This is a genomic window from Inquilinus sp. OTU3971, from assembly GCF_038440215.1.
The window spans coordinates 1-13509 of sequence record NZ_JASATH010000217.1; the positions used below are offsets into that span (position 1 = coordinate 1).

Annotated in this window: 9 protein-coding genes; 8 read left to right on the top strand and 1 reads right to left on the bottom strand. The window is 70.0% G+C overall.

Going from position 1 to position 13509, the window contains the following annotated elements:
• Positions 1 to 56: 56 nt before the first annotated feature.
• Positions 57 to 1400 carry an argininosuccinate synthase gene (argG, locus tag AAHM41_RS34575; RefSeq protein WP_342241172.1) on the bottom strand — a complete coding sequence of 448 codons (1344 nt, stop codon included), beginning with the start codon at positions 1398 to 1400 and terminating at the stop codon, positions 57 to 59.
• 121 nt (positions 1401 to 1521) lie between these two features.
• Here argG and AAHM41_RS34580 point away from each other — a divergent pair, with 121 nt between their 5' ends.
• The 8 genes from AAHM41_RS34580 to AAHM41_RS34615 all read left to right on the top strand — a co-directional run bounded on the left by AAHM41_RS34580 (position 1522) and on the right by AAHM41_RS34615 (position 13281).
• Positions 1522 to 2763: a metallophosphoesterase family protein gene (locus AAHM41_RS34580; RefSeq protein ID WP_342241173.1), complete on the top strand. Its 1242-nt coding sequence runs from the start codon at positions 1522 to 1524 to the stop codon at positions 2761 to 2763.
• Between the two features lie 3 nt (positions 2764 to 2766).
• Positions 2767 to 6240, top strand: coding sequence for an AAA family ATPase (locus tag AAHM41_RS34585; RefSeq protein ID WP_342241174.1), 3474 nt, complete (start codon positions 2767 to 2769; stop codon positions 6238 to 6240).
• 143 nt (positions 6241 to 6383) lie between these two features.
• On the top strand, positions 6384 to 7367 hold the full coding sequence (locus tag AAHM41_RS34590) for a sugar-binding transcriptional regulator (protein ID WP_342241175.1): 984 nt from the start codon (positions 6384 to 6386) through the stop codon (positions 7365 to 7367).
• Between the two features lie 27 nt (positions 7368 to 7394).
• Positions 7395 to 8831 (top strand): extracellular solute-binding protein, encoded by a 1437-nt coding sequence (locus AAHM41_RS34595; RefSeq protein ID WP_342241176.1) that lies wholly within the window; start codon positions 7395 to 7397, stop codon positions 8829 to 8831.
• Positions 8832 to 8949: 118 nt separating this feature from the next.
• On the top strand, positions 8950 to 9873 hold the full coding sequence (locus AAHM41_RS34600; protein ID WP_342241177.1) for a carbohydrate ABC transporter permease: 924 nt from the start codon (positions 8950 to 8952) through the stop codon (positions 9871 to 9873).
• A 307-nt stretch (positions 9874 to 10180) separates the two neighbouring features.
• Positions 10181 to 11041: a carbohydrate ABC transporter permease gene (locus tag AAHM41_RS34605; protein ID WP_342241178.1), complete on the top strand. Its 861-nt coding sequence runs from the start codon at positions 10181 to 10183 to the stop codon at positions 11039 to 11041.
• A 5-nt stretch (positions 11042 to 11046) separates the two neighbouring features.
• Complete coding sequence (locus AAHM41_RS34610; RefSeq protein WP_342241179.1) at positions 11047 to 12129, top strand: ABC transporter ATP-binding protein; 1083 nt, start codon at positions 11047 to 11049, stop codon at positions 12127 to 12129.
• 9 nt (positions 12130 to 12138) lie between these two features.
• A complete protein-coding gene (locus tag AAHM41_RS34615; RefSeq protein WP_342241180.1) occupies positions 12139 to 13281 on the top strand; it encodes an ABC transporter ATP-binding protein in 1143 nt (380 codons plus the stop codon).
• Positions 13282 to 13509: the final 228 nt, after the last annotated feature.

A 13509-nucleotide genomic window follows, 5' to 3' on the forward strand; every position in this document is an offset into this window, starting at 1 on the left:
GCAAAAAGCCCCGCCTGTGCGAGGCGGGGCTTTGGGCCGGATCGATCCGTCGAGGGCTATTCCTTCTTGGCAGCGTCCGGGCGCGGCAGGGACAGGGTCGCGTCCGAGCCGCCCAGCAACCCGGTCCGGAAGTAGACCGCTAGCTTCTCCCGCGTGTCGGCGATGTCCATGTTGCGCATGGTCAGCTGCCCGATCCGGTCGGCCGGGGTGAAGGCGCCGGCGCCGCTTTCCATCGTCAGCCGCTCGGGGTCGTAGGTCAGGTTCGGGCTGGTGGTGTCGAGCAGGGAATAGTCGTTGCCGCGGCGCAGCTCGAGCGTCACCTCGCCGGTCACCGCCCGCGCGATCCAGCGATGGGCGGACTCGCGCAGCATCAGGCTCTGCGGGTCGAACCAGCGGCCCTGATACAGCAGGCGGCCGAGGCGGCGCCCGTTGCTGCGGTACTGCTCGATCGTGTCCTCGTTGTGGATGCCGGTCACCAGCCGCTCATAGGCGATGTGCAGCAGCGCCATGCCAGGCGCCTCGTAGATGCCGCGGCTCTTCGCCTCGATGATGCGGTTCTCGATCTGGTCGCACATGCCGAGGCCGTGCCGGCCGCCGATGACGTTGGCCTCGGTGAACAGCGCCAGCGCATCGGCGAAGCTCTGCCCGTTCAGGGCGACCGGCCGGCCTTCCTCGAAGCGCACCGACACCGTCTCTGCCTTCACCGCCACGTCGTCGCGCCAGAACGCCACGCCCATGATCGGCTTGACGATGGCGATCCCTGTGCTCAGGAACTCCAGGTCCTTCGCCTCATGGGTGGCGCCCAGGATGTTGCTGTCGGTCGAGTAGGCCTTTTCGACGGAGGCTTTGTACTCGAACCCCGCCGCCGCCATGTACTCGCTCATCTCCTTGCGGCCGCCGAGCTCGTCGATGAAGCGCTGGTCGAGCCACGGCTTGTAGACCTGCAGGTTCGGATTGACGAGCAGGCCGTAGCGGTAGAACCGCTCGATGTCGTTGCCCTTGTAGGTGCTGCCGTCGCCCCAGATGTCGACCCCGTCCTCGCGCATCGCCTCGACCAGCAGGGTGCCGGTCACCGCGCGGCCGAGCGGCGTCGTGTTGAAATAGGTCGCGCCGGCCGTGCTGATGTGGAAGGCGCCGCACTGGATGGCGGCGATGCCTTCGGCGACCAGCTGCGAGCGGCAGTCGATCAGCCGCGCCGTCTCGGCCCCATAGGCGAGGGCCTTGCGCGGGATGTCCTCGTAGTCGCTTTCGTCGGGCTGGCCGAGATTGGCGGTGTAGGCGCAGGGGCGAGCCCCCTTCTCCCGCATCCAATGCACGGCGGCGCTGGTGTCCAGACCGCCCGAGAATGCAATGCCGACGCGCTTGCCGACGGGAAGTTCGTGGAGAATGTTCGCAACCACCGCTCGCTCCGGAATTCTGTCTGGGGCCTCACCCGGCCGCCGGCAAGCTATCCCGGTTGCGGGCGAATGTTAAGGGCTGCCTGGTGTTTCATGCGTCCGTGTCCGGCCCTAAGGTGGGCAAATGCGATTCACATTCCTGCATGCGGCCGATCTGCACCTCGGCAGCCCGCTGACGGGCCTCGGCCTCAAGGACCCGGAGGTCGCCCGGCGCTTCGCCTCGGCGAGCCGCGAGGCCTTCTCCGCTCTCGTCACGCGGGCGGTCGAGGCGGAGGTCGCCTTCGTCGTCGTCGCCGGCGATGTGTATGACGGCGAGTGGCGCGATACGTCGATCGGCCTGTTCTTCAACCGCGAGGTGGCGCGGCTGGACCGGGCCGGCATCCCGCTGTTCCTGCTGAAGGGCAACCACGACGCCGAGAGCGTCGTGACCAAGACCATCTCGCTCCCCGCCTGCGTTTCGGAGTTCCCGACCGGTCGGGCCGGGACGTTCCGGATCGAAAGCCTGAAGGTCGCCCTGCATGGTCGCGGCTTTCCCGACCGCGCCGTTCCCGAAAACTACGCGCTGGGCTACCCCGACCCGCTTCCGGGCTGGGTCAATATCGGCGTGCTGCATACCTCCTGCGACGGCCGGCCGGGCCATGCGGTCTACGCCCCCTGCACCGTCCAGGACCTGGCCTCGCGCGGCTACCAGTACTGGGCGCTGGGTCACGTCCACGAATATGAGGAGCTGTCGCGGGACCCCTGGATCGTCTACCCGGGCAATCTGCAGGGCCGCAGCGTCCGGGAATGCGGCCCGAAAGGCGCCGTCCTGGTCGACGTCGCCGACGGCCACATCGCCGGGACCCGGCGCCTTGCCCTCGACCGCGCCCGCTGGGCCGTCGCCGCCATCGACCTGACCGGCATCGAGGATGAAGCCGGCGCGTTGCGACGGATCGAGGAGTCGATCGCGCCGGAGGCCGCGGCGGCCGAGGGGCGGCTGCTGGCCCTGCGCATCCGGCTGACCGGCCGCACGCCGCTGCACCGCCGGTTGAAGGCCGATCCGGACCGGATGGCCGACGAGATCCAGGCCGCCGCCAACCGGATCCACGAGGACATCTGGCTCGAACGCCTGCGCATCGAGACGGAGGATCCCGAGCCCACGGCCGACGACGCCCTGGCCTCGCTCGACCTCGCCGCTCTCCTCGAGGGCCTGGAGCAGGATCCGCAGTTCCAGGCGCGGGCGGCCGAGCTGGTCGCCACGATCACGGGCAAGCTGCCGGGCGGTATCGCGGGCGACGGGCCGCCCCTCGCCTCGGATCTGGGCGCGCTGCTGGACGAGGCGCGGGCGATGCTGGTCGCACGGGCGACGGCCGGCGCGGCGCGCTGACCGATGCGACTGCTGCGACTGGACCTCGACCGCTACGGCCCCTTCACCGGCCGGACGCTGAGCTTCCCACCGGGGGCGAAGCTGCACGTCGTGCATGGGCCGAACGAGGCGGGCAAGAGCTGCGCCCTGGCCGCCGTCACCGACCTGCTGTTCGGCATCGAGCGGCTGACCCGCTACGACTTCCTGCACGAGGGCAAGGACCTGCGGATCGGCGCCGAGATCATCGGCCGCGATGGTGGTCGTCTCACGTTCCGCCGGCGCAAGGGCAACAAGAACACGCTGCTCGGGCCCGACGACAGCCCGATCGCGGACGACGCCCTGCTGCCGTATCTTGGCAGCCTGACGCGCGACGTGTTCGGCCGTGCCTTCGGGCTCAACGCCGAGACCCTGCGTCGTGGTGCCGAGGACATGCTGCGCAGCGACGGCGAGGCCGGCGCCAGCCTGTTCGCCGCGGCCTCCGGCCTGCGCGGGCTGAGCGATCTGCGGCGGAGCCTGGAGGACGAGGCGAACACCATCTTCGCCCCTCGCGCGTCGAAGGATCGCCGCTTCTACCAGGCGCTCGATCGCTTCGAAGACGCGCGCAAGGCGATCCGAGAACGCGAGCTGAGGGTCGGCGACTGGAAGGCGCTCAACGAGTCGATCGGCAGCCTTGCCACCCGTCTCGGCGAGATCAGGGCGCAGCGGAACGAGATCGCCGCGGCGCGATCGCAGCTGGCGCGGCTGAAACGCGTCGGCCCGCTGATGCGGCTGCTCGACGAGCATCTCGCCCGGCTCGACGCCTTCGCCGACCTGCCGCAGCTTCCGCGAAGCACCGCCGAAGCGCTGCGCGACAGCCTCGACGCCGTCGCCCGGGCCGAGGAGGGGCTGCGACGGGCGGAGGCGGGCCTGGCCACGGCCCGGCAGGACCTCGACGGCATCGTCGTCGACGAGGGCCTGACCGTTGCCGCCGATCAGGTCGTGCAGATCTTCGGCGAGAGCGGCGGCCATGCCGCGAGCCGGCGCGACCTGCCCCGCATCCAGGCGGAGCTCGACGATCTGGAGCGAACCCTCGCCGCGCTGGCCGGCCGTCTCGGCCAGGAGCCCGGCGCGATCCAGATCGCCCAGCCGAGCGACGCGGCGCAGGCGCAGCTTCAGCGCCTGATCGCCGACGGCCGGGCCTTGGCGGAGACACGGCGCGGGCAGCGCGCCGCGATCGAGCGCGAGACGGCCACCCTCGCCGAGCTTCAGCGCCAGCAGGCCGAACAGGGTGGCCTCAGCGACCCGCGGCCGCTGCAGCAGCGGCTCGGCGCGATCGAGCCGGTCCTGCAGCAGCTCGACCGCAGGACCGAGCTCGACCGGGAGATCCGGACCGAGCGCCGAAGCCTGGCGGAGGCGGCGGCCCGGCTGATGCCGCCGGTGACGGATCTCGATGCCGTCGCCGCGGCACCCCGCCCGGGTGCGGAGGCGATCGGGCGGCACCGCAGCATCCAGGAGGATCTGGCCGCGCAGGAGCGGCGCGAGCGGGATCAGATCGCCGCGGCGGCAACGACGATCACCGCCATCGAAGCGAAACTCGAGGCCCTTGCCACGACCCGGCCGGTGCCGTCGGTGGAGCGCATCGCCGCCCTTCGCCGGGAGCGTGATCAGGCGTGGGAGCGACTGCACGGAGCCCTGTTCGAAGAGCCCGGCGCCCCGCAGGGCGGTGCGCTCGCGAGCCTGGCAGCCCGCTTCGAACGCCTGGCAGCCGAGGCCGACCAGCTGTCGGATGAGGCGCGGGCCGATGCGGCGCGCGTCGGCGAGCATGCGGTCGAGACCCGGAACCTGGCCCTGGCCCGGCAGCAGGCCGCGGCAGCGCAGGATCGCCTGGCCGCCGTGGAGACGCGCCGGCGCGAGGCCGAGGCCGAATGGCGGGGCCTGTGGACCAGCCTCGCGGTCACGCCCGGCACGCCGGCCGAGATGAGCGCCTGGGTGGCCGCGGTGGAGACTTTGCTGCAGCGCCGCGAAGCCGTCGAGGCGCAGCAGGATCGGGTGGATGTCATCGATCGGGCGGTGCGCGACGTGGTCCCTGCCCTGCAGGCGATCGCCGTGGCATCCGGCCTGCCTCCACTCGACCCGCTGGAACCGGGCCTGGTCGCGGCCCGCCTGCGCCAGCACCTCGAGGCGCTGGCGGATGGCTGGGACAAGGCGCGGGGCCTGGCGACGCGCATCGACGACGGCCGACGCCGCATCGAAGCGCTACGCGCCGCGGAGGTCGAGACGGCCGCCGACCTCGAGGCCTGGACCGCCCTCTGGGCAGAGTCGGCGCCGGGCATCGGCCAGGCCACGTCGACGTCGATCGATGGAGCGGAGGCGGCGCTGGCCGTCTGGCGTGAAGTGCCGGCAACCCTTCGAGAGCTCGACAATCGCACCCGGCGCGTTGCCGGCCTGCGCCGCGATATCGCGGAGTTCGAACGGCGCGCCGGCGACCTGATCGCACACCTGGCACCCGATCTCGCCACCCTGCCGGCGGATTCCGCGGTCACGATCCTGCACGAGCGCGTCACGGCGGCGAGAGGCGCCGCCGGCCGGCGCGCTGCTGCGATCGAACATCTGGCCCGGGCGGATCGCGCCTGCACCGATGCCCGGCGCGCCCTGGCCGAGGCGGAGCGGAGCCGGGACGAGCTCGCCTCCGGCCTGCCGCCGGGTCTCGACCTCGGCATCATGCTCGCCCGATGGACGGAACGGGACAGCCTGGCCACCGCGATCGCCGAGCAGCGGACGCAGCTGGTCCTGCAATCGGATGGGCTGGACGAAACCTCGCTGCGGGCCGCCCTGGCCGAGTTCGATGCCGATGCGGCCGAGGCGCGCCTGCAGGGCCTCGCCCAGGAGGATGAGGCCCTGGACCATGCCGCCCAGGAGACCTTCGCCGCGCAGGATCGGGCCCTGCGCCGCCGTGCCGAGCTGGAACAGGGTGTCGGCGCCGAGATCGCGGCGCAGCAGCGGCGGAATGCGGAAGCCGAATTGGTCGAGGCGGCCCGCAACTGGGCGGTGCGCAAGATCGGAGCGCTGATGATCGGCGCCGCCGTCGAGCGCCATCGGGCCAGCCAGGAGGATCCGCTCCTGGCCCGTGCCGGAGCGCTGTTCGCGATGCTGACCGGCGGCGCCTATGATGGCGTGGTCCAGGAGTATGACGACGGCGACACGCCACGCCTGGTCGGACGCCGGCCGGACGGCCGGACCGTCCCGATCCAGGGCCTGAGCGAGGGCACCCGGGACCAGCTGTACCTGGCGCTGCGCCTGGCCTATCTCGATGCCTATGCCGACCGGGCGGAGCCGGCTCCGTTCGTCGTCGACGACATCTTCGCCAGCTTCGACGAGGCGCGAACGGCGCATGGCCTGAAGGCGTTGGCGGCGATTTCCGACAGGGTGCAGATGGTGGTGTTCACCCACCACCAGCACGTGGTGGATGCGGCCGCCCGGGAGCTCGGGGACGATCTGGCCGTCGTTTCGCTCGGCTGATCGCTTCCCTCTCGCCGTCCCTCGAACATCCCCGCGAACCTGTCCCCTCCGAGGGTTGACGGCGGCGTCGATCCGCGCGACGATGAAATTCTGTTCAGTCAGTGTAAAAAATTACACATCGGAACAACGGGGCTGGAGACGGGATGGACGAGCAGGTCAGCCTGGCCACGCGCGCCGCGTGGCTGTCCTATGTGCGCCGCCTGACCCAGGGCGAGATCGCCGACCGCCTCGGCGTGTCGCGGGTCAAGGTGCACCGGCTGATCTCGCTGGCCGAGGAGCTGGGCCTCGTCAGCGTCCACATCGCCGGCCGCCCCGCCGAATGCCTGAAGCTGGAGGACGGGCTGATCGACCGGTACGGCCTCGGCTTCTGCCGCGTCGTCCCGGCGATCGACGAGGAGGACCAGCCCTTCGAGGCGCTCGGCGCGGAAGGCGCCGCTTATCTCTCCCGCTACCTCGAGACCGACGGCGACAAGGTGATCGGCGTCAGCCACGGCCGCACGCTGGCCGCGCTGGTCAACCGGTTGCCGCGGATCGCCGCGCCCGAGGCCAAGTTCGTGTCGCTGCTGGGCAGCCTGACCCGGAAATCCTCCGCCAACCCGTTCGACGTGGTGCAGCGCCTGGCCGACAAGACCGGCGGCGAGGGCTATTTCATGCCCGTGCCGATGGCCGCCGACAGCCTGGGCGACAAGGCGGTGATGCTGTCGCAGAAGAGCGTCCAGGCGGTGCTGGCCCTGGCCCACCGGGCGACGCTATGCCTGGTCGGCGTCGGCGAGCTGGGGCCGCAGGCGCATATGCTGCAGACCGGCGTGCTGACCCGCGAGGAATACGACGACCTGCGGGCCAAGGGCGCGGTCGGCGACCTGGTCGGCCAGTTCCTCGACGCCCAGGGCCGCCGCGTCGCCTCCGAGGTCAACGACCGGGCGCTGAGCGTCGGGCTGGCCGACCTGAAGGGCCGCCGCGTCGTCGCGATCGCCGGCGGCGCGATCAAGGCCGACGCCATCACCGCGGCGCTGGCGAGCGGCATGGTGACCGACCTGATCATCGACGAATCCGCGGCGGTGGCCATGGCCGCGCGCCGGGGTGCCCGGCCGCCACCGCGGCGGCAGGGCCTGCGCGAGACCAGCTGACAATCACAAATTCTGGGAGGACCACCGATGAAGCGCACGACCGATCTGTTCGACCGCCATCTCGCCGGAGGGCTGTCGCGCCGGGAGTTGATGACCGGCGCCGCCAAGCTGGGCCTCGGCGGTGCCGCGGCCGGCTTCCTGCTGAACCAGGCCGGCACCAGGGCCCTGGCCGCGACCGGCCCCGACTTCAAGAAGTTCTCCGGCAAGAAGATCAGCCTGCTCCTGAACAAGCATCCCTACACCGATGCGATGATCGCCAATCTCGACAACTTCAAGGCGCTGACCGGCCTGGACGTCAGCTACGACGTGTTCCCGGAGGACGTCTATTTCGACAAGGTCACCGCCACCCTGTCGAGCAAGTCACCGCAATACGACGTGTTCATGACCGGCGCCTACCAGACCTGGCAGTACGGCCCGGCCGGCTGGCTGACCGACATGAACGAGTACATCAAGAACCCCGAGCTGACGGCCCCAGCCTACAATTGGGATGACCTGCTGCCGGGCCTGCGTGCCTCCACCGCCTGGTCGGGCGTGCCCGGCGAGCCCTTGGGCGGCAGCGGCGCCAAGCAATGGGCCGTGCCCTGGGGCTTCGAGCTGAACAGCGTCGCCTACAACAAGCGGATCTTCGACGCCGCCGGCATGAAGCCGCCGAAGGACCTGCCGGAGATGGTCGATCAGGCCGGCAAGCTGAGCGCGCTGAACCAGGGCTTCTACGGCGTCGGCGTGCGCGGCAGCCGCAGCTGGGCGACGATCCACCCCGGCTACCTGTCGGGCCTGACCAACTACGGCGGCAAGGATTTCGCGGTCACCGACGGCAAGCTGAAGGCGGCGATGAACAGCGCCGAGGCCAAGGAGTTCACCAAGCTCTGGATCGAGATGATCCAGAAGGGCGGGCCGAAGAACTGGACCACCTACACCTGGTACGAGGTCGGCAACGACCTGGGCGCCGGGGCCTCGGCCATGATCTTCGACGCCGACATCCTGGGCTATTTCCAGAACAAGGGCACCAAGGAGGCCGGCCACCTGGCCTACCACCCCTTCAGCGCCAAGCCCGGCGCTGCGGCGCCGACGCCGAATGTCTGGATCTGGTCGCTGGCGATGAGCGCCTTCTCCCAAGCGCCCGAGGCCGGCTGGTACTTCGTGCAATGGGCCAGCGGCACCGAGCACACCACCTTCGGCGCCACCAAGGCCGACCTGGTCAATCCGGTGCGCCAGTCGGTGTGGGACAATGCCGACTTCCACAAGCGGCTGGAGAGCTATCCGGGCTATCTCGACCAGTACAAGGCCTCGGCCGCCGGGTCGAAGATCTACTTCACGCCGCAGCCGCTGTTCTTCAACCTGACCACGGAATGGGCGGCCAGCCTGCAGAAGATGTACGCCAAGGAGATCCCGGTCGACGAGGGGCTGGACCAGCTGGCCGAGTTCATCGACCAGCAGCTGCAGGACGCCGGCCTGGCCGACTGACGCCGTCCCGCGCGGACCGGCCTTCGCCCCGTTGGCCCGCGCGGCAGCCCCGCCCCCGCCGTTTCTCTCCCCCGGCGGGGGCGGGGCTCAGCGACCGTCTCCGAGAGGACCTTGCCCCGTGGCAACCATCACCGCCGAACCCTTGCCCCGAACGCGCCGCAGCACCGGCCCCGGCCTGCTGCCCTATCTGCTGAGCCTGCCGGCGCTGCTGGTCACGATCGGGATCCTGATCCCCTTCGCCACCGCCGTGTACTACTCGCTGCAGCGCTACAACCTGGCCTTCCCGGCCGGTCGCCGGATGATCTGGCTCGACAATTTCGTGGCCCTGTTCGGCGACGGGCGGTTCTGGGGCACGATCCAGGCGTCGCTGACCTACACCGTGCTGACCGTCGGGGTGCAGTTGCTGCTCGGCCTCGGCATCGCCCTGCTGCTGGTGCGCCGCAGCCTGATCAACAACCTGATGAGCGTGCTGCTGATCCTGCCGCTGATGGTGGCGCCGGCGATCGCCAGCCTGATGTGGAAGCTGATGACCAACCCGAATTTCGGGATCCTCAGCTACTTCGTGACCAGCCTCGGCTTCACCGATTTCCGCTGGGCGTCGGACCCGGCCTCGGCGATGTTCACCGTGGTGCTGGTCGACACCTGGGTCTACACGCCCTTCATCGCCATCCTGCTGCTGGCCGGGCTGCGCGCCTTGCCCCGCCAGCCCTTCGAGGCGGCGGAGCTGGACGGCGTGCCGCGCAGCTTCGTGTTCTTCCGCATCACCCTGCCGATGCTGCTGCCCTATATCCTGACGGCCAGCCTGTTCCGGATGCTGGACAGCATCCAGCAGTTCGACATTGTCTACGCCATGACCCAGGGTGGCCCGGGCGACCGGCTGATGCTGTTCCAGATCCGCGCCTATCTCGAGGCCTTCACCTTCACCAATATCGGCCGGTCGGCCGCGATCCTGATGGTGCTGTGGGCGATCACCTTCGCGCTCAGCAACGTCTTCATCAAGCAATGGCTCCGCCTGCGCGCCCGCGCGCATGGCCGGGCGTGACGAGCCGCCAGATGCACATGTCTCTCATTGAGCACCGTCCGATTGCCTCTCCTGCTTGCGGGAGAGGTCGGAGACGCGAAGCGGCTCCGGGTGAGGGCCAGCCGGCCGAAGTCGAAAGAACTGAAGTTTCCGGGAGAGGACGAGCCATGGGCTCTCTTCCGCGCGATATCCATAAGCGTGGTGAGACCGCTTGGCCCTCACCCGGTCTCGCTGCGCGAGCCCGACCTCTCCCGCAAGCGGGAGAGGCTACGCGCCCCAAGTCCAGAATTGCTCTTGATCATCGACCTGTGAAGACGGGAGGCAAGCCATGAACCATGCGAGTGGAATTGGCGGCCGGATCCTCCACGGCGTTCTGCTCACCCTGGTGGCGCTGTTCTTCCTGTTCCCGCTGGTCTGGGTGGCGCTGATGTCGTTCATGACCAACGCCGACATCCTGCGCAGCCCGCCCAGCGTCGTCTTCACCCCGACGCTGGAGAACTATGCCGCGCTGATCGCCGGCGAGCTCTCCACCAATGTCGGCGCGCTGAAGATCGACTACATGCAGAACCTGCTGAACAGCCTGATTCTCAGCTGTTGTTCGGTGCTGCTGTCGCTGCTGCTCGGCGTGCCGGCGGCCTATGCCTTCGCCCGGTTCAAGTTCCGCTTAGGCGAGAACATGGCCTTCACCATGCTGTCCTTCCGCTTCGCCCCGCCGCTGCTGGTGCTGCTGCCGCTGCAGCTGTATTTCCAGGACCTCGGCCTCAGCGACACCTATATCGGGCTGATCTGGGTGTATCAGCTGATCACCCTGCCGCTGATCCTGTGGATCGTGCGCGGCTATTTCGAGGACATCAGCGAGGACATCGAGAACGCCTACCGCCTCGACGGCCATTCCTGGCTGCGCACCTTCCTGAAGATCGCGGTGCCGCTGGCCCGACCCGGCATCGCCGCTGCCGCCCTGCTGGCCTTCATCTTCGCCTGGAACAATTTCATCTTCGCGCTGATCCTGGGGTCGAGCTCGATCCAGCCGGTGACGGTCGGGGCGCTGGCCTTCATCACCGCCTCGGGCATCAATTACGGCCAGATCGCCGCGGCGCTGGTGCTGTCGATCCTGCCGACCCTGGCCCTCGCCCTCTACGCCCAGCGCTACCTGGTCGAGGGGCTCAGCCTCGGCGCCGTGAAGGGGTGACGACCATGGCCTTCCTCGACATCGCCGGACTCGGCAAGAGCTTCGGCAAGGCCCGCATCCTCGACGGCCTCGACCTCCAGGTCGAGCAGGGCGAGTTCGTGGTGGTGTTCGGCCCGTCCGGCTCCGGCAAGACCGTGCTGCTGCGCCTGATCGCCGGCATCCTGCAGCCGGAGGCGGGCGAGATCCGCATCGGCGGGACCTCGATCCTCGGCCAGGGGCCGGAGGCTCGGGATGTCGGCATGGCATTCCAGAACTTCGCCCTCTACCCGCATCTGCCGGCCTTCGAGAACATCGCCAGCCCGCTCAGGGCGCGGCGGATCGCGGAGCCTGAGATCAAGAAGCGAGTGCGGGAGGTGGCGGAGCTGCTGCGCATCGGCCATGTGCTGGACCACCTGCCGAAACAGCTGTCGAACGGGCAGAAGCAGCGCACCGCCCTGGCCCGCAGCCTCGTCTGCTCGCCATCGGTCCTGCTGCTCGACGACCCGCTGCGCAATGTCGACGCCAAGATCCGCTACGAGATGCGGCAGGAGCTGCCGCGCCTGCTGCGTGCGGTCGGTGCCACCGTCCTCTACGTCACCCAGGACTACAAGGAGGCGATGGCGCTGGGCGACCGGGTCGGCGTGCTGCTGGACGGCCGCTTCCGCCAGGTCGACACCCCGGCCGGCATCTATGGCAGACCGCAGGACACGCGGATCGCCCGGCTGTTCGGCGACCCGCCGATCAACCTGATCGAGACCGCGGCGCAGGACGGCCGCATCAGCATCGCCGGCACCGCCTTCCCGGCGCCGGCCGCGGTGCCCGCCGGCAAGCCCTGCCTGGTCGGGCTGCGGCCGGAGGATGTCGAGGTCCGGTTCGAGCCGGCCGAGGATGCCGTGCCGGTCGACCTGGAGGCGGTGACGCCGCTGAATGTCCGCACCGTGATGCTGCTGCGCGCCGCCGACGGCACCGAGATCCTGGCCAGCCGGCCGGAGGACCAAGGCGACGACCTGGGCCGCGGCCGACGCCGCGCCTGGGCCCGGCCGGACCTGGCCCGCGCGCTCTGTTTCGACCGCGAGACCGGCGCCCACCTGCCGGCCGCGACGGCCTGAGGAGCCCCGATGGCAACCCTGACGCTCGACGCCGTCTCCAAGATCTACGGGCCGCGCCTGGCCCACCCGATCCGTGCGGTCGATGCCGTGTCGCTGGCGCTGCGCGATGGCGAGCTGGTCGGCCTGCTCGGCTCCTCCGGCTGCGGCAAGACCTCGACGCTGCGCATGATCGCGGGGTTCGAGAGCGTGTCGGAAGGCACCATCCGGATCGGCGACCGCGTGATCAACGACCTGCGCCCGGCCGAGCGCAACGTCGCCATGGCGTTCGAGGGCTATGCCCTGTATCCGCCGCTGACGGTGCGCGACAACATCGGCTTCAGCCTGCTGCGCGACCGCATCCCGAAAGCGGAGGTGCAGCAGCGCGTCGCGCATGTCGCGGCCCTCTTGGAGATCGGCGACATCCTGGACCGCTATCCGCAGGCGATTTCCGGCGGCCAGCAGCAGCGCGTCAGCCTGGCCCGGGCCCTGGTGCGGCGGGCGCAGCTGTCTTTGCTCGACGAGCCGATGTCGCAGCTGGAGCCGCAGCTGCGCGCCGTGCTACGGGCGCGCATCAAGGACTATCTGATCGAGCACAGGATGACGACGGTCTTCGTGACCCATGACCAGACCGAGGCGCTGGCCCTGGCCGACCGCATCGCGGTGATGGAAGGCGGCCGGCTGCAGCAATTCGCCTCGCCCACCGAGCTGAAGAAGCGCCCGGCCAACCTGTTCGTCGCCGGCTTCATCGGCGAGCCGCCGATGAACCTGTTCCCGGCCCGGGTCGTGCGCGAGAATGGCGGCCTGGCGGTCGAGGTGCAGGATGAGGATGGGGCGCCGGCTTTCCGCCTGCCTCACTCCGGCCCCCGCCTGGCCGAGGCTGGCCGCGTCCATCTCGGCATCCGCGGGCATGAAATCCGGCTCGGCGCCGCCCGGCCCGGCGAGACGGCGCTGCAGGGCACAGTGATCGCCAATCAATGGCTGGGCGACCAGAGCCACATCGCGCTGGACGTCAACGGCGTGCGGCTGACCATCGTCACCGACCGGGCGCTGGAGGCTGCGGCCGACACCCGGCTGGCGCTGGCCCTGCCGGAATCGGCGCTGCACCTGTTCGACAGCGACAGCGAGATGGCGGTCGCCCATGGCGGCCGCCCTGCGGTGGCGGCGGCGGCATGAGCGGCAGCATGGCCCCCCTCGGCAGGCGACCGAATCCAAACGAGTCCCCCCTCCCCTCGCGGGAGGGGGTTAGGGGGAGGGGGTTCTCGCGGCTTGCACCGGCCCTGGAGCATCACAGACCGGCTCCTATGGACAGCTCGATCCAAGGCCATTCGCGCGCGGACGCGCGCAGACCCCGCCCCCCACCCCCCCCCCCCCCCCCGGGGGGGGGGGGGGGGGTTAAGGAGG

Coding starts and splice junctions, on each gene's coding strand:
- AAHM41_RS34615 (WP_342241180.1), top strand. CDS start 12,139: ATGGCAACCCTGACGCTCGACGCCGTCTCCAAGATCTACGGGCCGCGC.
- AAHM41_RS34580 (WP_342241173.1), top strand. CDS start 1,522: ATGCGATTCACATTCCTGCATGCGGCCGATCTGCACCTCGGCAGCCCG.
- AAHM41_RS34610 (WP_342241179.1), top strand. CDS start 11,047: ATGGCCTTCCTCGACATCGCCGGACTCGGCAAGAGCTTCGGCAAGGCC.
- AAHM41_RS34585 (WP_342241174.1), top strand. CDS start 2,767: ATGCGACTGCTGCGACTGGACCTCGACCGCTACGGCCCCTTCACCGGC.
- AAHM41_RS34605 (WP_342241178.1), top strand. CDS start 10,181: ATGAACCATGCGAGTGGAATTGGCGGCCGGATCCTCCACGGCGTTCTG.
- AAHM41_RS34590 (WP_342241175.1), top strand. CDS start 6,384: ATGGACGAGCAGGTCAGCCTGGCCACGCGCGCCGCGTGGCTGTCCTAT.
- AAHM41_RS34595 (WP_342241176.1), top strand. CDS start 7,395: ATGAAGCGCACGACCGATCTGTTCGACCGCCATCTCGCCGGAGGGCTG.